Origin of the sequence: Streptomyces sp. CB02056 (genome assembly GCF_001905545.1) — a bacterium.
GTDB lineage: Bacteria > Actinomycetota > Actinomycetes > Streptomycetales > Streptomycetaceae > Kitasatospora.
Map to the genome: position 1 here is coordinate 332,802 of NZ_LIPD01000003.1, position 17,852 is coordinate 350,653.

General features: G+C 74.8%; 20 protein-coding genes. 12 read left to right on the forward strand and 8 right to left on the reverse strand.

What is annotated here, in order from left to right; genetic code table 11:
• Positions 1 to 31: 31 nt before the first annotated feature.
• The gene (locus AMK13_RS08870; protein ID WP_074001752.1) at positions 32 to 1,189 is read left to right on the forward strand and encodes an acyl-CoA dehydrogenase family protein; all 1,158 of its coding nucleotides are present in this window, start codon (positions 32 to 34) and stop codon (positions 1,187 to 1,189) included.
• A 100-nt stretch (positions 1,190 to 1,289) separates the two neighbouring features.
• Here AMK13_RS08870 and AMK13_RS08875 read toward each other — a convergent pair whose 3' ends face one another.
• Complete coding sequence (locus AMK13_RS08875) at positions 1,290 to 1,553, reverse strand: hypothetical protein (RefSeq protein WP_074001753.1); 264 nt, start codon at positions 1,551 to 1,553, stop codon at positions 1,290 to 1,292.
• 153 nt (positions 1,554 to 1,706) lie between these two features.
• On the opposite strand from AMK13_RS08875, the gene AMK13_RS08880 reads away from it, so the two are divergent.
• On the forward strand, positions 1,707 to 2,024 hold the full coding sequence (locus AMK13_RS08880; RefSeq protein ID WP_049659213.1) for a hypothetical protein: 318 nt from the start codon (positions 1,707 to 1,709) through the stop codon (positions 2,022 to 2,024).
• A 58-nt stretch (positions 2,025 to 2,082) separates the two neighbouring features.
• On the opposite strand, the gene AMK13_RS08885 is transcribed toward AMK13_RS08880, so the two are convergent.
• Positions 2,083 to 2,673, reverse strand: a complete 591-nt coding sequence (locus AMK13_RS08885; RefSeq protein ID WP_074001754.1) for a TetR/AcrR family transcriptional regulator — start codon at positions 2,671 to 2,673, stop codon at positions 2,083 to 2,085.
• An 83-nt stretch (positions 2,674 to 2,756) separates the two neighbouring features.
• Here AMK13_RS08885 and AMK13_RS08890 point away from each other — a divergent pair, with 83 nt between their 5' ends.
• The 5 genes from AMK13_RS08890 to AMK13_RS08910 all read left to right on the forward strand — a co-directional run bounded on the left by AMK13_RS08890 (position 2,757) and on the right by AMK13_RS08910 (position 7,764).
• Entirely contained in the window at positions 2,757 to 4,301 is a 1,545-nt protein-coding gene (locus AMK13_RS08890; protein WP_074001755.1) for an MFS transporter, read from the forward strand.
• 223 nt (positions 4,302 to 4,524) lie between these two features.
• On the forward strand, positions 4,525 to 5,094 hold the full coding sequence (locus tag AMK13_RS08895) for a methyltransferase family protein (protein ID WP_074001756.1): 570 nt from the start codon (positions 4,525 to 4,527) through the stop codon (positions 5,092 to 5,094).
• A 221-nt stretch (positions 5,095 to 5,315) separates the two neighbouring features.
• Positions 5,316 to 5,606 carry a Sec-independent protein translocase subunit TatA gene (tatA, locus tag AMK13_RS08900; protein WP_049659292.1) on the forward strand — a complete coding sequence of 97 codons (291 nt, stop codon included), beginning with the start codon at positions 5,316 to 5,318 and terminating at the stop codon, positions 5,604 to 5,606.
• Positions 5,607 to 5,813: 207 nt separating this feature from the next.
• Positions 5,814 to 7,151, forward strand: a complete 1,338-nt coding sequence (locus AMK13_RS08905; RefSeq protein ID WP_074001757.1) for a hypothetical protein — start codon at positions 5,814 to 5,816, stop codon at positions 7,149 to 7,151.
• Positions 7,152 to 7,239: 88 nt separating this feature from the next.
• Entirely contained in the window at positions 7,240 to 7,764 is a 525-nt protein-coding gene (locus AMK13_RS08910) for an ion channel (RefSeq protein ID WP_053112473.1), read from the forward strand.
• A 66-nt stretch (positions 7,765 to 7,830) separates the two neighbouring features.
• Here AMK13_RS08910 and AMK13_RS45805 read toward each other — a convergent pair whose 3' ends face one another.
• From AMK13_RS45805 to AMK13_RS08925, 4 genes are all read right to left on the reverse strand, one after another.
• Complete coding sequence (locus tag AMK13_RS45805) at positions 7,831 to 7,965, reverse strand: hypothetical protein (protein ID WP_274538674.1); 135 nt, start codon at positions 7,963 to 7,965, stop codon at positions 7,831 to 7,833.
• 20 nt (positions 7,966 to 7,985) lie between these two features.
• Entirely contained in the window at positions 7,986 to 9,656 is a 1,671-nt protein-coding gene (locus AMK13_RS08915; RefSeq protein WP_074001758.1) for a protein kinase domain-containing protein, read from the reverse strand.
• Positions 9,657 to 10,073: 417 nt separating this feature from the next.
• On the reverse strand, positions 10,074 to 11,165 hold the full coding sequence (locus AMK13_RS08920) for a hypothetical protein (protein ID WP_074001759.1): 1,092 nt from the start codon (positions 11,163 to 11,165) through the stop codon (positions 10,074 to 10,076).
• Positions 11,162 to 12,055 (reverse strand): RNA polymerase sigma factor, encoded by an 894-nt coding sequence (locus tag AMK13_RS08925; RefSeq protein WP_443333950.1) that lies wholly within the window; start codon positions 12,053 to 12,055, stop codon positions 11,162 to 11,164. The genes AMK13_RS08920 and AMK13_RS08925 overlap by 4 nt, the downstream gene beginning before the upstream one ends.
• Positions 12,056 to 12,429: 374 nt before the next feature.
• Here AMK13_RS08925 and AMK13_RS08930 point away from each other — a divergent pair, with 374 nt between their 5' ends.
• The 4 genes from AMK13_RS08930 (at position 12,430) to AMK13_RS08945 (ending at position 15,766) form a co-directional block, all read left to right on the forward strand.
• A complete protein-coding gene (locus AMK13_RS08930) occupies positions 12,430 to 13,131 on the forward strand; it encodes a hypothetical protein (protein ID WP_074001761.1) in 702 nt (233 codons plus the stop codon).
• A gap of 173 nt (positions 13,132 to 13,304) precedes the next feature.
• Entirely contained in the window at positions 13,305 to 14,048 is a 744-nt protein-coding gene (locus AMK13_RS08935) for a VC0807 family protein (RefSeq protein ID WP_274538675.1), read from the forward strand.
• A gap of 138 nt (positions 14,049 to 14,186) precedes the next feature.
• Complete coding sequence (locus AMK13_RS08940) at positions 14,187 to 14,930, forward strand: tyrosine-protein phosphatase (protein WP_074001762.1); 744 nt, start codon at positions 14,187 to 14,189, stop codon at positions 14,928 to 14,930.
• Between the two features lie 77 nt (positions 14,931 to 15,007).
• Positions 15,008 to 15,766: a Clp protease N-terminal domain-containing protein gene (locus tag AMK13_RS08945; RefSeq protein ID WP_049657457.1), complete on the forward strand. Its 759-nt coding sequence runs from the start codon at positions 15,008 to 15,010 to the stop codon at positions 15,764 to 15,766.
• Between the two features lie 114 nt (positions 15,767 to 15,880).
• Here the strand turns inward: AMK13_RS08945 and AMK13_RS08950 are convergent, their stop codons facing one another.
• Positions 15,881 to 16,372: an NUDIX domain-containing protein gene (locus tag AMK13_RS08950; RefSeq protein ID WP_063780323.1), complete on the reverse strand. Its 492-nt coding sequence runs from the start codon at positions 16,370 to 16,372 to the stop codon at positions 15,881 to 15,883.
• Between the two features lie 118 nt (positions 16,373 to 16,490).
• Between AMK13_RS08950 and AMK13_RS41755 the strand changes: the two genes are divergently transcribed.
• Positions 16,491 to 16,892 (forward strand): STAS domain-containing protein, encoded by a 402-nt coding sequence (locus AMK13_RS41755; protein WP_074001763.1) that lies wholly within the window; start codon positions 16,491 to 16,493, stop codon positions 16,890 to 16,892.
• Here the strand turns inward: AMK13_RS41755 and AMK13_RS08960 are convergent.
• Positions 16,800 to 17,777 (reverse strand): sigma-70 family RNA polymerase sigma factor, encoded by a 978-nt coding sequence (locus AMK13_RS08960; protein ID WP_074001764.1) that lies wholly within the window; start codon positions 17,775 to 17,777, stop codon positions 16,800 to 16,802. The genes AMK13_RS41755 and AMK13_RS08960 overlap by 93 nt on opposite strands.
• Positions 17,778 to 17,852: the final 75 nt, after the last annotated feature.

Below are 17,852 nucleotides of genomic sequence, written 5' to 3' on the forward strand. Positions count from 1 at the left end.
CCCGGCCGGTGCCGTCGAAGGGAGCGCCGCCGTGCGCCGCACCGTGTTCAACGAGGACCACGAGGCCTTCCGGGAGACCATCCGGGACTTCATCGCCAACGAGGTCGTCCCGGTCTACGAGAACTGGGAGGCCGAGGGCCACCCGCCGCGCGACTTCTACCGGCAGCTCGGCGCGCTCGGCGTCTACGGCATCGAGGTGCCGGAGGAGTACGGCGGCGCGGGCGAGAGCGGGTTCAAGTACCAGGCGGTGGTCGCCGAGGAGACCGCCCGGGCGGGCGTCAGCTTCGGCTCCTCGGGCGTGCACACCGGCCTGGTGCTGCCGTACCTGCTGGAGTACGCCACCGAGGAGCAGAAGCGGCGCTGGCTGCCCGGCTTCGTCTCCGGCGACATCATGACCGCGATCGCGATGACCGAGCCGGGCGCCGGCTCCGACCTCGCGGGCATCACCACCACCGCGCGGCTCTCCGAGGACGGCAGCCACTACGTCCTGAACGGCGCCAAGACCTTCATCACCGGCGGCGTGCTGGCCGACCTCGTCCTGGTGGTCTGCCGCACCGCCCCGTACGACCCGGAGAACCGCCGGGCCGGGCTGTCCATCCTCTGCGTGGACACCTCCTCCGCGGGCTACACCGTCGGCCGCAAGCTGCAGAAGATCGGCCTGCGCACCTCGGACACCGCCGAGCTGGCGTTCAGCGACGTCCGGGTGCCGGTGGAGAACCTGCTCGGCGAGGAGGGCCGGGCGTTCTCCTACCTGACCCACAACCTGGTGCAGGAGCGGCTGGCGATCGCCGTCGGCGCCTACGCGGCGTCCGCGGCGGCGGTGCGGTTCGCGGTGCAGTACGTCAAGGACCGCAAGGTGTTCGGCAAGGCGGTGGCCGAGTTCCAGAACACCAAGTTCACCCTGGCCGACTGCGAGGCCCAGGTGGTGGCGCAGCAGTCGATGGTGGACCGGGCGCTGGAGCTGTACCAGGACGGCGAGCTGACCGTCGCGGACGCGGCCGCGGCGAAGCTGTTCTGCACCGAGTCGGCCTCCACCGTGATCGACAAGTGCCTCCAGCTGCACGGCGGTTACGGCTACATCCTGGAGTACCCGATCGCCCGGCTCTACACCGACAACCGGGTGTTCCGGATCTACGGCGGCACCAGCGAGGTCATGCGCAGCATCATCGCCAAGTCGCTCGGGCTGTAGGGCCGTTCGGGTCGCCCGGGCCGCCCGGGCCGTTCGGGCCGGGTGCGGCGGGCCGCCTGGAGGCGTGACCCGCCGCACCCGGACCGACAACCGCACCGGCTCAGTTGGGCGAGCCGTGCTGGGCGCGCCAGGCGTCCCAGCCGGCCGAGGACGCCACCTTCGCGTCGTGCAGGGCCCGCTGGGCGAGCGCGGTCGGAGCGGTCTCCAGGCTCCGCAGCCAGCCGCGGCCGGCGGTGAACAGCGCGGCGCACACCATCGCCGCGCCGGCCGCGCCGAGCAGCGAACCGACGCCGGTGAGCACCACGCCGCCGGCCAGCAGCGAGCGGTTGACCTGAAGCCCGTTGAAGATCTGGTTGGTCGCCATGCCTCCACGATGCGGGCAGTCGGCGGGGGCTGCACCTCGGGCCGCTCCGGGATGCGGGGCCCTTCCGGGGTGCGGAGCGCTTCCGGGTGCGGGGCCCCCGGGCGTCCGCGACCCTGGGCACACGGAGTGCGCCCGGAGCGAGGAGGAGGCGCGATGCCCGATCTCGAACAGCTCGCCGTGGAGCACGCCGCCCGGGCGGCCGAGAGCCCGCACGGGCGCAGCGCCCACCTGGTCCTGCACGACGGGATCCTGCGGCAGACCGTGATCGCGCTGACCGCGGGCACCGCGCTGGACGAGCACAACCCGCCCACCGCGGGCAGCGTCCAAGTGCTGCGCGGCCGGGTCTCGCTGACCATCGCCGGCCGGCGGCTGGAACTGGCGGCCGGCCGCCTGGAGCCCGTCCCGCAGGAGCGGCACGGGCTGCTGGCGCACGTCGACTCGGTGGTGCTGCTGACCGCCGTCACCGCGTAGCGGGCGGCAGAACACCCGCTACGGGCGCGTGGGGCGCACCCCACGGGCGGGACGTTCCCTACGGCCGCACGGGGTTGAACACGCTGTCGCTGACCAGCCGCAGCCCGCGCAGGAAGTCCTGCCCGCTGGGCGCGAGTTCGGGCGCGGCCAGCCACTGGGCGCAGTAACCGGCCAGCAGGGTCTGGTAGAAGCTCCCGAGGGCGACCTCCTCCTCGGTGTCCGGCACCTCCGGCAGCCCCCGGAACACCGCGGCGAGGCCGAGCCGGCCCTCCTTCTGCGCCGCCGCGAAGGCCTGCGCCAACTCGGGGGCGTGCCCGGCCTGGGCGAGCGCCTCGAACTGGGCCGCCCAGAGCCCGCGGTGCTCGACGAAGACGTCCCGCAGCCCGTCCCAGACGGCCGCGAAGCGCACCTCCGGGTCGTCCGACACCTGGTTGGCGGCGATCACCACCGCGCCCAGCGCCTCCCCCATCTCCCCGATCGCCTCGATCATCGCCGCGTTGAGCAGCGTCTCCTTCGAGCCGAAGTGGTAGCCGATCGCGGCCAGGCTGACGCCGGAGGCGGTCGCGATGTCACGGGCGGTGGTGCGCCCGTAGCCCTTCTCGTACAGGCAGCGCTTGGCGCCGGCCATCAGGTCTTCGCGGTTTCCCATGCCCCGATCCTACGGAAGAACTGAACAGATGTCTTGCACATATGTACTAGACAAGCGTCTGACACATCCGTACCGTCTTCCCCATGACCGCAACCACCGGCCGAGCAGGCCGTCGCGAATGGATCGGCCTGGCCGTCCTCCTGCTCCCGACCCTCGTCCTCACCATGGACATGGGCGTGCTCTTCTTCGCCGTCCCGTACATCTCCACCACGCTGGCGCCGAGCGGCACCCAGCAGCTGTGGATCATGGACATGTACTCGTTCCTGCTGGCCGGGCTGCTCATCACGATGGGCGCGCTGGGCGACCGGATCGGCCGCCGCCGGCTGCTGATGATCGGCGCCGCCGGCTTCGCGGGCGCCTCGCTGCTGGCCGCCTGGTCGCACGACGCCGGCCAGCTCATCGCGGCCCGCGCCGTGCTCGGCGCCGCCGGGGCCACCGTGATGCCCTCGACCCTCGCGCTGATCCGCACGATGTTCCACGACCCCAGGCAGCGGCAGATCGCGCTCGGCGCCTGGGGCGGCATCCTCACCGCCGGAGCCACCCTCGGCCCGGTCGCCGGCGGCCTGCTGCTGGAGCACTTCTGGTGGGGCTCGGCCTTCCTGCTCGCCGTCCCGGTCATGGCCCTGGTGCTGCTGACCGCACCCGTCCTGCTCCCCGAGTACCGCTCCACCCGCCGCACCGGCCGCTTCGACCTGCTCGGCGCCGCGCTGTCGCTGGCCGCGATCCTGCCGCTGGTCTACGGCGTCAAGACGATCGCCGTCGAGGGCTGGAGCCTCCTGCCCGGGCTCGCCGTCGCCGCCGGACTCCTGCTGGCCGGCGCCTTCGTCCAGCGCCAGCGCACCGCCGCGAACCCGCTGCTCGACCTCGGCCTGTTCCGGATCCGCACCTTCAGCGGCGCGATCAGCGTCAACAGCATCGCGATGTTCGCGATGATGGGCTTCGCCCTCTTCACCTCCCAGTACCTCCAGCTGGTCAAGGGCATGAGCCCGCTGACCGCCTCGCTCTGGTCGCTGGTGCCGAGCCTGGGCGTCGGCGCGGCGGTCGGCGTCAGCTCGGCGCTGGCCGGCCGGGTCCGCCCGGCGGTGCTGATGGGCGGCGGCTTCCTGGTCGGCTCGGCGGGCTTCGCGATGATGACCCAGGTCGGCCCGCACTCCCCGCTGGCACTCGTCCTCACCGCGGCCGGCGTGCTGGCCGCCGGGACGGTCGGCACCATGACGATGACCGCCGAGATGGTCGTCTCCGCCGCCCCGGTCGAGCAGGCCGGCGCCGCCTCCGCCACCTCCGAGACCGCCGTCGAACTCGGCAGCTCCCTCGGCATCGCCCTGCTCGGCGCGGCCGGCGCCGCCGTCTACCACCACCGGCTGGACGGCGCCCTCCCGGCCGGCGTCGACGGCGAGGCCGCCCGCACCGCCCAGGACACCCTCGGCGGCGCGGCCACCGTCGCCGCCCACCTGCCCGGCCGGCTCGGCGCCGACCTGCTGGAGACCGCCCGCACCGCCTTCACCGACGGCCTGCACGTCGCCGCCGTGGTCGGCCTGGTCTTCGCCCTGGGCGCCGCGGCCCTGGCCTACCGCCTGATGCGCCACCTCCCGGCCGCCGCCCCCGCCCCGGAGCCCGTCACCGCCTGACCCGGCCGGCCCGATCCACGCGAGTCATCGAGAGCCCCCGCCCACCCGGCGGGGGCTCTCCGCCGTTCCGCGCCCCGAACCCCGCCCGAACGCCGCGCGACGCCCGCGCCCGGCCTCCACCCGGGGGTGGACCGCAGTGGGTCCACCCCCGGGTGCGTGCCCCGGCCGCCCACCGGGGAGGACCGTGGAGGCACACCTCGGACCCGACCGCCGGGAGCCCCTCATGTCCCTGCCCGCCCTCCTCTCCCTCCTCGGCCTCCTCTGCTGGATCGCCTACGAGCTGCTGCTGCGCCGGCGCGAGGACGCCTCCGCCGGCAGCTGGCACGCCGACCGCGGCGACCGCGGGTCGACCCGGCTGCTGCTCGGCTGCTACGCCCTCTCCGTCCTGGCCGTGGTGCTGTTCGACCGCGCCGCGGTCGGCGAACTGCCCACCTGGGCCCGCTGGTTCGGGGTGGCCGCGGTGGCCGCCGGGCTGGCGCTGCGGGCCTGGGGCATGCGCACCCTGGGCCGCTACTACACCCGCACCCTGCGCACCGTGGACACCCAGCGCGTGGTCCGCACCGGCCCGTACCGGCTGATCCGGCACCCCGGCTACGCCGGCAGCCTGCTGGTCTGGGTCGGCTACGCGGTCGGCACCGGCAGCTGGGCCGCCGCCCTGGTGGTCGCGGCCCTGCTGCTCGCCGCGTACGGCTGGCGGATCTCCGCCGAGGAGCGCCTGCTGCTGGACGCCCTCGGGAACGAGTACGCGGAGTACCGCCGGGTGTCGAAGCGTCTGGTGCCGTTCATCTACTGATCGGATACCGATCGGAGCGGAGCGGTCGGCGGGTGTGAGCTTCGGCACCCGCATTCGGCCAGGTGGACGGCGCGGCGCTCGCGATCCGCTCGAACGGCACCTGGTTTTTGGCCAGCGTTTCCCAGCTGGTGTATCCGTTCTCCGTCATGGCCAGGCATACTGGCCAACACGGGCGCTGGCGCCCGCCACGACTCTAGACAAGAAGGGACCGGTGGCCAGGGATGCTGCGGAACGGTCTTGAGCCCTGGCACATTCTCGTGGTGCTGGCGGTCGTCATCCTGCTGTTCGGATCGAAGAAGCTGCCCGAGATGGCCCGCGGTCTGGGCAAGTCCATGCGCATCCTGAAGGCCGAGACGAAGGCCATGCGCGAGGACGACACCCCGGCGGACGCCGCTGCCGCCGGTACCGCGCAGAGCACCGCCGCTCCCCAGCAGAGCGCCGACCGCCCGGCCGTCACGCCGACCAACGTGACCAAGGCCACCGAGACCAAGCGGCCCGAGACGACCGCCTGATCCTCCTCTTCTCCTCCGGAAAGCCCCTGGTGACCCCACCAGGGGCTTTCCGCCGTTCCGGGCCGTTCGCGGGGCCGCTCAGCGGCTGGTCGCGGGCCCGCACAGGGGCTGGTCGCGGGGCCGTTCGCGCCACCGCGCCTCCCGACTGGCCGTCCGATCTGATCCGTTGTCTCCTGGATTGCACCCCCGGAGGAACGGAGTCCCGGCATGCCGACCGACCGGCCCGGCGACGAGCTGGCCGAGCTGCGGGCCCGGCTGAGCGCCGTCGAGGCCCAGGAGGCACGGCTCGCCCGACAGTTGGCGACCGGCCCGGCACCGCACCCGACGGACCGTCCGCCGCCCCGGCACCGGGTGCGCTCCTTCTTCGCCGCCCTGCTGATCGTCCTCGCCTGCGTGCTCACCCCGCTCAGCGCCCTCGCCTTCTGGGCGAGGTCCCAGATCAGCGACACCGACCGCTACCTCGCGACGATGGCCCCGCTGGCCAGGGACCCCCGGATCAAGACGGCCGTCACCGACCGGGTGACCGCCGAGATCGTGAAGCAGCTCCCGCTCGACTCGCTGCTCGACGGCCTCGCCCCGGCCGACCGGCCCCAGCTCGGCGCCCTGCTGGGCGGCATCGGCCAGGCCCTGACCGACGGACTCAGCGGCCTCGTCCACACCCAGGTCGCCCGGCTCGTGGACAGCGACGCCTTCGTCGCCCTCTGGACGGAGGTCAACCGGAACGCGCACGCCGCCCTGGAGAAGATGGTGACCGGACAGGGCGGCGGCGCCGTCGAGGTCCGCAACGACACCGTGGTGCTGGACCTCGCCCCGGTGATCGCCCGGGTGAAGTCCGCGCTGGTCGACCAGGGCGTCCCGCTGGCCTCCCGGATCCCGGAGATCCACACCTCGTACCCGCTGGTGCAGTCCGACGCCATCCCCAAGGTCCGCACCGCCCTGCGGGTCCTGGACCTGGCCGGCTTCTGGGTCCCGGTGCTGGCCGGCGCCTGCGCGCTCGGCGGGGTGCTGCTCGCGGCCCGGCGGCGCCAGGCGGTGGTGACGACGGCCCTCGGCATGGCGGGCGGTGCGCTGCTGCTGGGCATCGGGCTGAGCGTGTTCCGGGCCGTCTACCTGGACCGGCTCCCCGCCGACGTCGACCAGGCCGTCGCCCAGGCGGTGTACGACAGCCTGGTGCGGTACCTGCGCTCGGCCGTCCGGGTGGTGGTCACCCTCGGGCTGCTGGTCGCGCTCGGCGCCTGGGTCATCGGCCCCGGGCGCTGGGCACGCGCCGTCCGGGGCGGCTGGCGCGCCGGACTGGGCGCGGTACGGCGGGTGGCCGGACGGTCCGGGCTGCGACTCGGGCCGGTCGGCCGGTTCGTCCACCACTGGAAGGCCCCGCTGGGCTGGCTGGCGGTGGCGCTCGCGGCGCTGGCCTTCGTCCTGTGGAGCTACCCGACGGTGCTGGTGACGCTCTGTCTGGCGCTCGGGCTGGTCGCCGTCCTGGCGGTGCTGGAGCTGCTGGACGAGCCGGGGCGGCCCGGGGAAGGAACCCGGGCCCCGGCCTGAGCGGGCTGGCCCGCCCGGGCACCGAGGTTTGGCCTGAGCGGAGCAGTCCGACGGGCGGCGGAGGGTGCGGTGGCCGAGGCTGAGCGGGATGTCCGAGAACCCGCTGCCGCCGCCCGCCGACCTGCGGGCCTGGTCCTGGCTGCTCGGCGCGTCCACGCTGCTGATGCTCGGGTACTTCCTGCTGCCGCTGCAGTTGCTGGGCGAGCGCCGGCCGCTGCTGAGCTGGCTGGTGTTCGCGGGGGCGCTGGTCGGGCTGACCTGGCTGATGCTCGCCAAGATCGTCGGGGTGATGCGGGGGACGGCCAGGCAGCCGGTGCTCTGGCTGGCCTTCCTGATCTTCCTGGCGCTGACCATCTTCGCCGCCACGTACTACGTCCTGGGCGCCCACAAGGCGGAGTTCGCCGGACTGGAGACCCGGCTGGACGCGCTCTACTTCACCGTCGTGACGATGGCGACGGTGGGCTACGGCGACATCACCCCGGCCGGGCAGACGGCACGGCTCGTGGTGGTGCTCCAGATCGGGTACAACTTCGTCTTCCTCGCGGCGGCCGCCGGAACGGCCTCCCGGGCGATCCGCGGCAACGTCGAACGCAGGATCCGCGAGCGGGGCTGAACCGGCCGGACGTACGGACCGGTTGCCGCACAGTGTTGTCCACAGCCTGTGGACAACACTGTGGGCTCAGGATCGGCCGGTGTCGATCATGCGGAAGCGATTGCCCTCGGTGTCGGCCAGGACCACGAAGTCCGGGTCCTCGGGGTAGCGCTTCCAGTCGACGCGCTCGGCGCCGAGGGCGACGGTACCGAGCGTCGGCACACCGCCATCGTGGCGGCCCGTCAGTCGTCCTGGAAGTCGGCAGTGGTGTGGAGGGTGGCGTACAGGGCGGAGAGGCGGGCGTTCCAGTTGGCGTAGGTGGGGACGTCGACGGCGTGCTTCTTGCCCATGTCCCGGATCACCTTCTGGGCGTCCTTGAGCTCCTGCGCGGCGTCGTCCGGGTTGCCCTCGTTGAGGCGGGCGGCGGTGGTGTCGAGGATCCTGAGCAGCTCCGCCTGCTTGTCCCGCTCCTTGCCGACCTGGGCCTGGGCGACGGCCTGGCGGAAGGCCTGGATCTGCAGCGCGGCGGGCTGGTTGCGCGGGACGGCCTGGGTGGGGGCCGGGGGCGCGGACGGGGCCGCCGAGGGGGTGGTGGGGGCCGCCGAGGTCGCGGTCGGGGAAGCCTTCTGGATGGGCGTCGCGGCCGAACCGGCGGGGGTGGTGGGGGCGGTGGCCGCGGCCGGTTTGGCGGCGGCCGCGTTGCCGGCCGGCTCGTCGAAGGCGGTCAGGGCCAGCGCCGTGACGCCGGCCAGGCCCGCCACGCCCAACGCCCCGAGCACCAGCGGCTTTCGGCGGCCGCGGGCGGGCGCGGGCCCGGCGGCGGGGGCGGGCGCCGGGACGCGCATCGGGGCGGGGACCGGGCCGGGAATGGGCGCCATCACCGAGGTGGCGGCCGGGGGTTGGGGCGGCAGCAGGGTGGTGTGCTGCTGGTCCGGCTGGCCCAGCTGGTTCGGCTGGCTCAGCTGGTTCGGCTGGTACGGCTGGTTCGGCTGGTACGGCTGGTTCGACGGCGGGGAGAAGGGCACGGGCGGCAGCAGCTGGGTGGCGGCGCCGGCGGTGTTCGCGAGCAGTTCCGCCGTCGGGTCCCCGACCATCAGCCCCGGTACCGTGCCGAGGAGTTCGGCCCGGGCGGCGGCCGCGTCGGCCGGGCGGTCCGCCGGGTTCTTGGCCAGCAGCCGCAGCACCGCCCCGTCCAGCGCGGGCGGCAGGCCGGGGCGCCGGACGGAGGGCGGCAGCGGCTGCTCGCTGACGTGCTTGAAGGCGATCGCCACCGGGGTCTCGGCGGTGAACGGGGTCGCGCCGGTGAGCATCTCGGTGAGCACGCAGCCGACCGCGTACAGGTCGGTCCGGCCGTCCAGCGCCGAGGCGGTGGCCTGCTCGGGCGAGAGGTAGGCGGCCGTGCCGAGCACGCTCGCGGTCTGGGTCAGGTTGCTGGAGGAACCGGCCCGGGCGATGCCGAAGTCGACGACCTTCACCCCGCCGTCGTCGGTGATCATGATGTTCCCGGGCTTGATGTCCCGGTGCACCAGCCCGGCCGCGTGCGCGACCGACAGCGCCTCGCAGACCGCCGCCGCGATGCCGACCGCGCGCTCCACCGGCAGGACCTGCTGCTCCGCCAGCAGGGCGGCCAGCGAACGGCCGGTGACCAGCTCCATGACGATGAACGGGGTGCCCTGGTCCACGCCCGAGTCGAAGACCATGACGATCCTCGGGTGCACCAGCATGGCCGCGTGCTGGGCCTCGCGGCTGAAGCGCTCGGCGAAGCGGGGGTCGTCGGCGAGGCCTCCGTTGAGGACCTTGACGGCCACCTGACGGCCCAGCACCCGGTCCACCCCGCGCCAGACGGTCGCCATGCCGCCGACGCCGAGTATCCCGACGAGTTCGTAACGCCCGTTCAGCGCCCGTCCGATCACCTGGAGCTCCCCTCACGTGCCCTGGCCCCGGGGTCCCGGGCCGCCTCGTGCACCCGTGCACGATAGCCGCACCGCCGAGCGGGTCCGCCGGGGGCGGAGGGTGGCGGTCGGGGGACCGGGCAGCGGTCCCCCGGCCGCCGGCACGGGGGTGCGGCCCGCCCTGACTGCGGGAGGGCGGGCCGCACGTTTCCGGGCCGGCCGGGCCGGAGGCGCGTCCGGGGTGCGCCTACCGGTCCGGCCGGAGCCGGCCGGGCGGCCGGTTGGCACGGGGGAGCCGACCGGCCACCCGGGGTCTTCGGGTGGTACTGCTTCCTGCGGGTGGTGCGGTACTTCGGGTGGTGCTGTTCCGGGTGGGCGGCGAGCCCGGGGGGAGTCGCTCGCCGCCCACCCGGAGTCCTGGGGGGGGTGCCTCCCGGCCTACTGCTCGTTCCCGGGCCGGGCGGACCTGCTCGGGCGGACGTCCGACGGGGGGACGGCGCCCGGTGGGGGCACGGTCACGCCGGGCTTGCCCGGTCTGGTCCCGCTGCCGCCGCCGTCCTCGCCGTTGCCGCCGCTGTTGGCGTTGCCACGGCCTCCGTTGGCGTTGCCGTTGGCGTTGCCGTCGGCATTGCCTCCGTTGCCACCGCTGTTGGCGTTGCCGTTGCCGCCGCTGTTGGCGCTGTTCCCCTTGCCGGTGCCGCCGCGGCCGGGGTCGCCCGTCGGGGTGCCGGCGCCTTGGTGGTCGCCGTCCTCGTCGTCGAGCGCGGCCTCGCAGTAGTCCGCCACCCGGTCCGCGCCGCCGGCCGCCGTGACCAGCGGGCCGTACAGCGGATCGCCGACCAGCCGGGCCGGGCGGTCGCCCTTGGCCGTACGGTCGGTGAAGCCGGTGCAGAGGCCGAGCAGTGCGGGCGGGACGGCCGAACGGCCGCCGCGCCCCTCGGCGGAGGGGGTGCCGGGCGTCGCGGGGTCGGACGGGACGACCGCCTGCGGTCCGGCGGAGGCACTTCCGGACGGACGGGCGGAGCCGGACGCCACGGCACCGTACGGGGCCGCACCCGCGGACGGTCCGGCCGCGGGCGAGCCCGCCGCGGGACCGGTGGCCGCGTCCTGGCCGGCGAGCGTGTGCTCCGGCGCGGACGGGCCACCGCCCAGGGCGGACGGCAGGTTGCCGGTGCCGGCGGCGACGGCGACACCGCACAGCGCGGTGGCGCCGAGCACGACGGCGGTGGCCTTCGTGCTGAAGGCCCTGGCCAGCGCGGCGGTTGCCATCGATCGTCTCCGGACGGGGGTCACTGTCGGGTCGGGCGTGAGACTCGCCTCCCGGAACGCGGCCAGGGCGGCCTCCTCCCCGGCCAGTTCGCCGGCCGTCGCGGGGGCGGCGGCCGCGGCGAGCACCCGGGCGAGCTGCCCGGGACCGCCGTCCGGTCCGGTGAGCGAGGCGTCCTGCCCGTCCGACGGGCCGCCCACGGCACCACCGAGCAGCTGCTCGGCGGCATCACGGTCGATCCGACGGGATCGGTTGGTGCTCATCTCATGTCCTTCAGCGTCGCGGCCCGGCGTTCTGTCACACCCTGCGGAGAACTTTTTTTCGCGGGTTTCCCCGCGGGTCGCCCGGCGGCCTCGCCCGCGCCCACTCCGGCCGCCGCCGTGTCCGTCGTTCCGTCCACCGTTCCCTCGGCCGTTCCGGCTCCGGCGCCGCCCGTCACCCCGCCGCCCCGGGTCGCCGCCTCGCCGCTCCGGGCCGCCGGGATGCCGCCCCCGGACGCGAGCGGCTCGACCAGCTTGGCCAGCCGCCGCAGCCCCCGGTGGGCGGCCATCCGGACGCTGCCGGCCCGCTTGCCGAGCACCCGGGCGGCGCTCTCCGCGTCCAGCTCCATGACCACCCGCAGCAGCACGGCCTCGGCCTGGTCGCGCGGCAGCCGGGAGATCAGGGCCAGCGCGTCGGCGGTGCCGACCGTGGCCAGCGCCGCCCGCGCCGTGTCGTCCCCCGCCGCCAGCTCGACCAGCTGCTCGAAGGGCAGGTCGGCGACCGGACGGCGGCGCCGGGCGCGCAGGTGGTCGAGGGCGCGGTGGCGGGCGATGGTGGCGGCCCAGCCGCGGAAGCCGTCCCCGTCGCCGGAGAAGCCGCGCAGGTCGCGGGCGATCTGCAGCCAGGCCTCGGAGGCGATGTCCTCGGCGTCCTGGGCACCCTCCGGCCGACCGCCGACCAGCACCCGCAGGTAGCGCAACAGGCCCGGCTGGACGGTCCGGAACAGCAGCCGGAACGCCTCCTCGTCCCCGCCCTGCGCGGCCCGCACCGCCTCCGTCAGATCAGGGGGAGCGGCGGCCGCCGGGCCCGGTGGCAGGCCGGCGGGTGGTACTGGTCCGGACCGGCCGACGGGGCCGTCGGTGCCCGCTCCGGGGCGCTCTGCACTCTGCACCCGCCACATGATGCGCCATTCGGGCGAACACTTCGGCTCCGGCCGAAGGACCGGTCCGGCCGGGGCCAAGGTCCCGAGGACTGCTGCCGTTCGCCCACGGCCCGAAGGGGCCCGCCCGGCCTACGTTGTCGGTAGGCGAAGCAGTCCGGGCCGCCGACGCCCCGGACGCCGGGTCCGCCGACGCACCCGGCCCGCCACCCGGCCCCGCCGTGCCCGAGGGCGCACGCACGACCCGTGCGGGCCCCGGTCGCACGCCCCTCCCCGGCGGTACGAGCCGTCGCGCCGGAGACCGCCACCGGCCGGCCCGGCAGGGGCAGGGAGCCGGCACCGCCGACGCCCTCCACCGGCAGCCCGACCAGCAGGGAAAGACCGCGATGACGACCGCCCACGAGCTCCACGAGCTCCACGCGAAGGGCCTGCGCGAGCACCTCGCCCCCGCCCTGCGCGCCCTGGGCCTCACCGGGTGGCGCCGGACCTTCAGCCTGCCGGACGAGACCCACTGGCTGCTGCTCGGCCTGGTCGAGCGCCCCACCGCCGACCGGGTGCCCTTCACCTTCGACCTCAGCGTGGTCCGCCGCACCGACTGGACCGTCGCCGACCTCCCCGGCCACCGGCCCGACCCGCGCACCCGGTACGGCTTCGAGACCTGGCGGGCCAGGATCGGCGAGGTGCTGCCGGTCGGCGAGGACGTCTGGTGGGAGGTGCTGCCCGGGCCGCGCTGGCAGCTCCCGCTGGACGACGCCGTCGCCGCCGTCCGCCACTACGGCCTGCCCGAACTGCGGCGCCGGGCCGAGGCGGACCGCGCTCCCACCGGCGAGACGTACCTCCTCCCCACCGAGCTGGAGACGGTCAACGCCGCGCTGGAGGCCGCCTCGGTGGCCCGGGTGCGGCGCGCCGAGCTGGCCGACAAGGCCCTGCTGCTGACCGGCGCCTGGACCCGGGGCGACGGTGTCGCCCGGACCGTCCTGGCGGGTGCCGCGCGGGGCTTCCTGTCCGCCGGGGACGAGCGCTTCCGCACCGTCCGCTGCCTGGACACCCTGGGCCGCGAGCTGTGGACCTTCCCCGCCGAGGACTAGGGCCGCCCGGGAGCGGAAAGCCGCAGGTCGGAGGCGGTGTCACGGCGCTCACCATGACAACTGTCACGCGGATGACGCAACGGACGGCACTGCTCTGACGGAGGGTCGGACGGAAAGACTGGAGGCACGACGCGGGCAGTGGCCCGCGGCCACCAGCCGGGGAGGAACCCACCGTGAGCCAGACCGTCAGTGCCGCCGCCGTCACCAGCACCGTCGCCTCCCCGGTCGCCGCCGCCACCGGCGCCGCCCACGCCAAGGCCCCCAACCCGCTGGTCTCCGGGCTCCGCCCGCTCGCCCTCGACGTGGTCGCCCCGCTGGCCGGCTACTACCTGCTGCACTCGGCCCTCGGCCTGAGCGAGTTCGCCGCGCTGGCCTGGAGCACGGCCTTCCCGGCCGCCCGGACCGTCCTCGGCCTGCTGTCCGAGCGCAGGCTCAACCTGTGGGCCTCCCTGATGCTGGCCGTCAACCTGGCGGGCCTGGCGCTGACCTTCGTCACCGGCGACGCCCGGATGATGATCGCCAAGGACGGCGGGCTGAGCGGCACCGTGGCGGTGGCGATCCTGGTCTCCGCGCTGATCGGCCGGCCGGTGATGACCCCGATGCTGATGCCCTTCGTCACCAAGGGCCGACGGGAGCGCGCCGCCGCCTGGCAGCGCCTGGTCGAGGGCCGGGCGGCCGGGTCTCGGGCCTTCCACCGCCACGAGCGCCTGTTCTCGGCCATCTGGGGCACCGCGCTGCTGGCCGAGTGCGCGGCCCGGGTGGTCGGCGCCTTCACCCTGCCGGTGTCGACCATGGCCTGGCTGTCCACCGTCTTCCTGGTCGGCGCGATCGTGGGCGGTTCGATGCTCGGTCAGATCGCGGTCGAGCCGATGGAGCGGCTGGTCGGCGCCGAGGCCGAGGCCCCGACCGCCGCCTGAGCGGGCGGCCACTCCTCCCGCCTCCTTCTCTGAACAGCCGGTTCCGAGGACTCGAACAGCGAGGAACCATCCGGATCTCCCGGGAGTCGTTCATAACGAGGGGGTAACGGGACCCCCGACGAGGAAACGGGGAGCCCCATGAACCGGACGACGCACGCGCCGAGCAGTACCGAGGACCGCACGCTCGTCTGGGACGGCTGCCTGAACGTCCGCGACCTGGGCGGACTGCCCACCGCCTCCGGCCGGCTCACCGCCCGGGGCGCGATAGTCCGGGCGGACAACCTGGACCGCCTCACCGCCGAGGGCTGGGACGCCCTCCTCGACCACGGCGTCCGTACCGTGGTCGACCTGCGCGACGCCGAGGAGTACAAGCCGCTCCTCCCGCTCCCCGACGACGTCGAGCTGATCCGCGTCCCGCTGGACGAGCTGGCCGGCCCCGCCTGGTGGGAGGCCCACGGACAGCTGGACGGCACCCCGCTCGCGCTCCGCCCGTACCTGGACCACTGCCCGCACGCCGCCGCCGCGCTGGTCTCCGCGATCGCCGGCGCCCGCCCCGGCGGCGTGGTCGTGCACTGCGGCGCCGGCCGTGACCGCACCGGCCTGGCCGCCCTGCTGCTGCTCGCCCTGGCCGGGGTCGACCGGGACGCGATCGCCGGGGACTACCTGCTGAGCGGCCCCAACATCCGCCCGCTGTACGGGATGCTGGGCCTGCCGGACCCGTTCCGCCGGATCGACGCGGCGCTCGCCGAGGCCGGGACCACCGCCGAGGCCGCGCTGGCGGCGGCGCTCGACGGGTTCGACCCGGACGGCTACCTGCTCGCGGCGGGTGTCGCGCCCGAGCGGATCGCCGCCGTCCGACGGCGACTGCTGCCGGACGCCTGAGGACGCCGGAACACCACCCGCGAATAGCGTCAACCGATGGTTGACGATCCCCGGATCGACAACCTACGGTTGACGGCATGGAGAATCCCGTTGTTCCCAACAGCACTCCGCTGCGCCTCGACGACCTGATCGCCGCGATCAAGAAGGTCCACCCCGACGCGCTCGACCAGCTCTCCGACGCGGTCATCGCCGCCGACCACCTCGGCGACCTCGCCGACCACCTCATCGGCCACTTCGTCGACCAGGCCCGCCGCTCCGGCGCGTCCTGGACCGACATCGGCCGCAGCATGGGCGTCAGCAAGCAGGCCGCCCAGAAGCGCTTCGTCCCCAAGGACCCGGGCACCCCCAACGACCTCGACCCCAGCCAGGGCTTCAGCCGGTTCACCCCCCGGGCCCGCAAGGTCGTGGTGGCCTCACAGGAGGAGGCCCGCAAGGCGGGCAACCCCGAGATCACCACGGAGCACCTGCTGCTCGGCCTGATCACCGAGCCCGAGGGCATCGGCGCGAAGGCGCTCGCCGCCCAGGGCGTCACCCCGGAGGCCCTGCGGGCGGTGGCCGGCGCCGCCCTGCCGGCCGCCGCCGCCGAACTGCCCGCGCTGATCCCGTTCGACGCCGAGAGCAAGAAGGCGCTGGAACTGACCTTCCGCGAGGCGCTCAAGCTCGGGCACAACTACGTCGGCACCGAGCACATCCTGCTCGCGCTGCTGGAGCAGGAGAACGGCCAGGGCGTGCTGGCCGGGCTGAAGGTCGACAAGTCGGAGGCGGAGACCTTCGTCGCGGAGGCGATCGCCGCCGTCATCGCCGCCCGGAACACGGAGTCCGATCCTCAGCAGTGAGCCGCCGGAGCCCTGCGTCGGACGGAACTCCCGTCCGGCGCAGGGCACTTCCGCCCAGAACCCGGCTCGGACCCCGGCGCAGAACCCGGCGCGGAACCCGGGTCGGCAGTCGGTTCAGAAGCCGGAGACGTGGGTGGTGACGATACGGACCCGACCGTCGGCCGCCGCCTCCAGCGCCGCCCGCAGCCGGGCCGAACGGGCCGGGCCGAGCAGGTCCAGCGCCTCCTCGACGGCGGCCCAGCGGTAGTCGTCCAGCTCACCGGCCGGGACGGTCACGGGGGTGCCGTCCGGGACGGTGCCGAAGTCGAACATGAAGTGCTGCGCGGGGTGGTCGAGTTCGGCCGAGGCGTGGGTCCAGGAGATGGCCAGCAGGTCGCCCGCCGCCTGGACGATCCCGGTCTCCTCCTCCAGCTCCCGCACGGCGCACTCGACCGGGCCCTCGCCGAGGTCGATCGTGCCGCCCGGGAACTGCCAGTGCTCGCGGTACCCGGCCTTCACGATCAGGATCCGGCCGGACTCGTCCCGCAGCAGGCAGCCCGCCGCCGCGTAGATCCGGGGCAGGGACGCCAGCCATTCCTCACGGGACTTCAAGGGCTCAGCCGTCACGGTGCTTCTCCTGGGGCAGGGCGGTTCGGTCGTCCCACTCTGCCACCGGACACGGGACCCGAGCGGCGGATTCGCCCCCGGACCGATGAGTCGGCGGCGCCGCGGCGGTCCAACCCGCATGAGGACCACACCGTACGACGCCGTACTGACCTGTGACCTGGGCGCGCTGACCGCCCCCGACCTCGCCCTCGTCGACGCCCTCGCCCGGCTCCGGCTGGCCGCCGCCCGGCACCGGGTGGGCGTGGTGCTGCTGAACGCGAGCGGCCCGCTGCGGGAGCTGCTCGTGTTCAGCGGGCTCGCGGCGCTGTTCCCGGGGCCGGACGGTCCGCTGGCCGACGACCCGCTGAACGGCACCCCGATCGACGACAACCCGATGGCCGACGACCCGCTGGGCGACGACCCGCTGGACGACGCGGCCCTGGTGGAGCTACTCGGCCGCCAGCCGGGGCGGGAGGCCGAAGAGCGGGAAGAGCGCCCCGGTGTCCAGGAAGTTGGTGACCCCGGTGATCCGGCCCCCTGACACCTCCAGCGTGATCAGCGACCACGGTTCGTACCCACCCGCCGGGCTCGGCCGGTACTGGCCGAAGGCCCGGGCGCCGTTGGCCGTCACCGGGAGCAGCCGGGAACCGCGGCAGCCGTGCCCGGGGCCCAGCATCCAGTCGCGGATCTCCTCCTGCCCGCGCAGCCACATCGAGAACGGCGGCATGTTGAGCGTGACGTCCTCGTGCAGCAGCGCGGCGAGGCCGTCCATGTCGTACGCCTCGAAGGCGCGGACGTAGCGGTCCAGCAGCGCGCGGTGGTCCTCGTCCAGCGCGGGGGCCGGCCGGACCGCCGGGGCGTCGGTGGCGAGCACCGCCCGGGCGCGCTGGAGCGCGCTATTGACCGAGGCCACCGTGACGCCGAGCAGTTCGGCCACCTCGGCGGCCTTCCAGCCGAGCACCTCGCGCAGGATCAGCACCGCCCGCTGCCGGGGCGCGAGCCGCTGGAGCACGGCGACGAAGGCCAGCTTCACCGACTCCCGCTGGGCGGCCACCTCGGCCGGATCCCCCGTCTCGGGCAGCACCCGGCCGTCCGGCGCCGGACCGATCCACGTCACCTCGGGCAGCTGGGTGCCGTGCGCGGCGGCCACCGTGACCGGGCCGGCCAGGTCCATCGGCCGGGCCCGGCCGTTGCGGCCGTTCAGCGCGTCCAGGCAGACGTTGGTGGCTATTCGGTACAGCCAGGAGCGCAGCGCGGCCCGCCCCTCGAAGCCCCGGTGCCCGCGCCAGGCGCGGACCATGGTCTCCTGCACCGCGTCCTCGGCCTCGAAGACCGAGCCGAGCATGCGGTAGCAGTAGCCGGTCAGCTCGGTGCGGTACCGCTCCAGTTGGAGCTCGACCGGCTCCTCCGTGATCACGTCGGCCATCGTGCGCCCGCCCCCGTCGTCCTGCCGTGTGCCCTGGTGAACGCGACGAACGTAGCGCACACCACTGACAGCGGC

Excerpts from the sequence above, each read along its gene's own strand:
- AMK13_RS08875 (WP_074001753.1), bottom strand. The coding sequence starts at position 1,553 with ATGGCGACCAACCAGATCTTCAACGGGCTTCAGGTCAACCGCTCGCTG.
- AMK13_RS08880 (WP_049659213.1), top strand. The coding sequence starts at position 1,707 with ATGCCCGATCTCGAACAGCTCGCCGTGGAGCACGCCGCCCGGGCGGCC.
- AMK13_RS08885 (WP_074001754.1), bottom strand. The coding sequence starts at position 2,673 with ATGGGAAACCGCGAAGACCTGATGGCCGGCGCCAAGCGCTGCCTGTAC.
- AMK13_RS08890 (WP_074001755.1), top strand. The coding sequence starts at position 2,757 with ATGACCGCAACCACCGGCCGAGCAGGCCGTCGCGAATGGATCGGCCTG.
- AMK13_RS08895 (WP_074001756.1), top strand. The coding sequence starts at position 4,525 with ATGTCCCTGCCCGCCCTCCTCTCCCTCCTCGGCCTCCTCTGCTGGATC.
- tatA (WP_049659292.1), top strand. The coding sequence starts at position 5,316 with ATGCTGCGGAACGGTCTTGAGCCCTGGCACATTCTCGTGGTGCTGGCG.
- AMK13_RS08905 (WP_074001757.1), top strand. The coding sequence starts at position 5,814 with ATGCCGACCGACCGGCCCGGCGACGAGCTGGCCGAGCTGCGGGCCCGG.
- AMK13_RS08910 (WP_053112473.1), top strand. The coding sequence starts at position 7,240 with ATGTCCGAGAACCCGCTGCCGCCGCCCGCCGACCTGCGGGCCTGGTCC.
- AMK13_RS08920 (WP_074001759.1), bottom strand. The coding sequence starts at position 11,165 with ATGAGCACCAACCGATCCCGTCGGATCGACCGTGATGCCGCCGAGCAG.
- AMK13_RS08930 (WP_074001761.1), top strand. The coding sequence starts at position 12,430 with ATGACGACCGCCCACGAGCTCCACGAGCTCCACGCGAAGGGCCTGCGC.
- AMK13_RS08940 (WP_074001762.1), top strand. The coding sequence starts at position 14,187 with ATGAACCGGACGACGCACGCGCCGAGCAGTACCGAGGACCGCACGCTC.
- AMK13_RS08945 (WP_049657457.1), top strand. The coding sequence starts at position 15,008 with ATGGAGAATCCCGTTGTTCCCAACAGCACTCCGCTGCGCCTCGACGAC.
- AMK13_RS41755 (WP_074001763.1), top strand. The coding sequence starts at position 16,491 with ATGAGGACCACACCGTACGACGCCGTACTGACCTGTGACCTGGGCGCG.
- AMK13_RS08960 (WP_074001764.1), bottom strand. The coding sequence starts at position 17,777 with ATGGCCGACGTGATCACGGAGGAGCCGGTCGAGCTCCAACTGGAGCGG.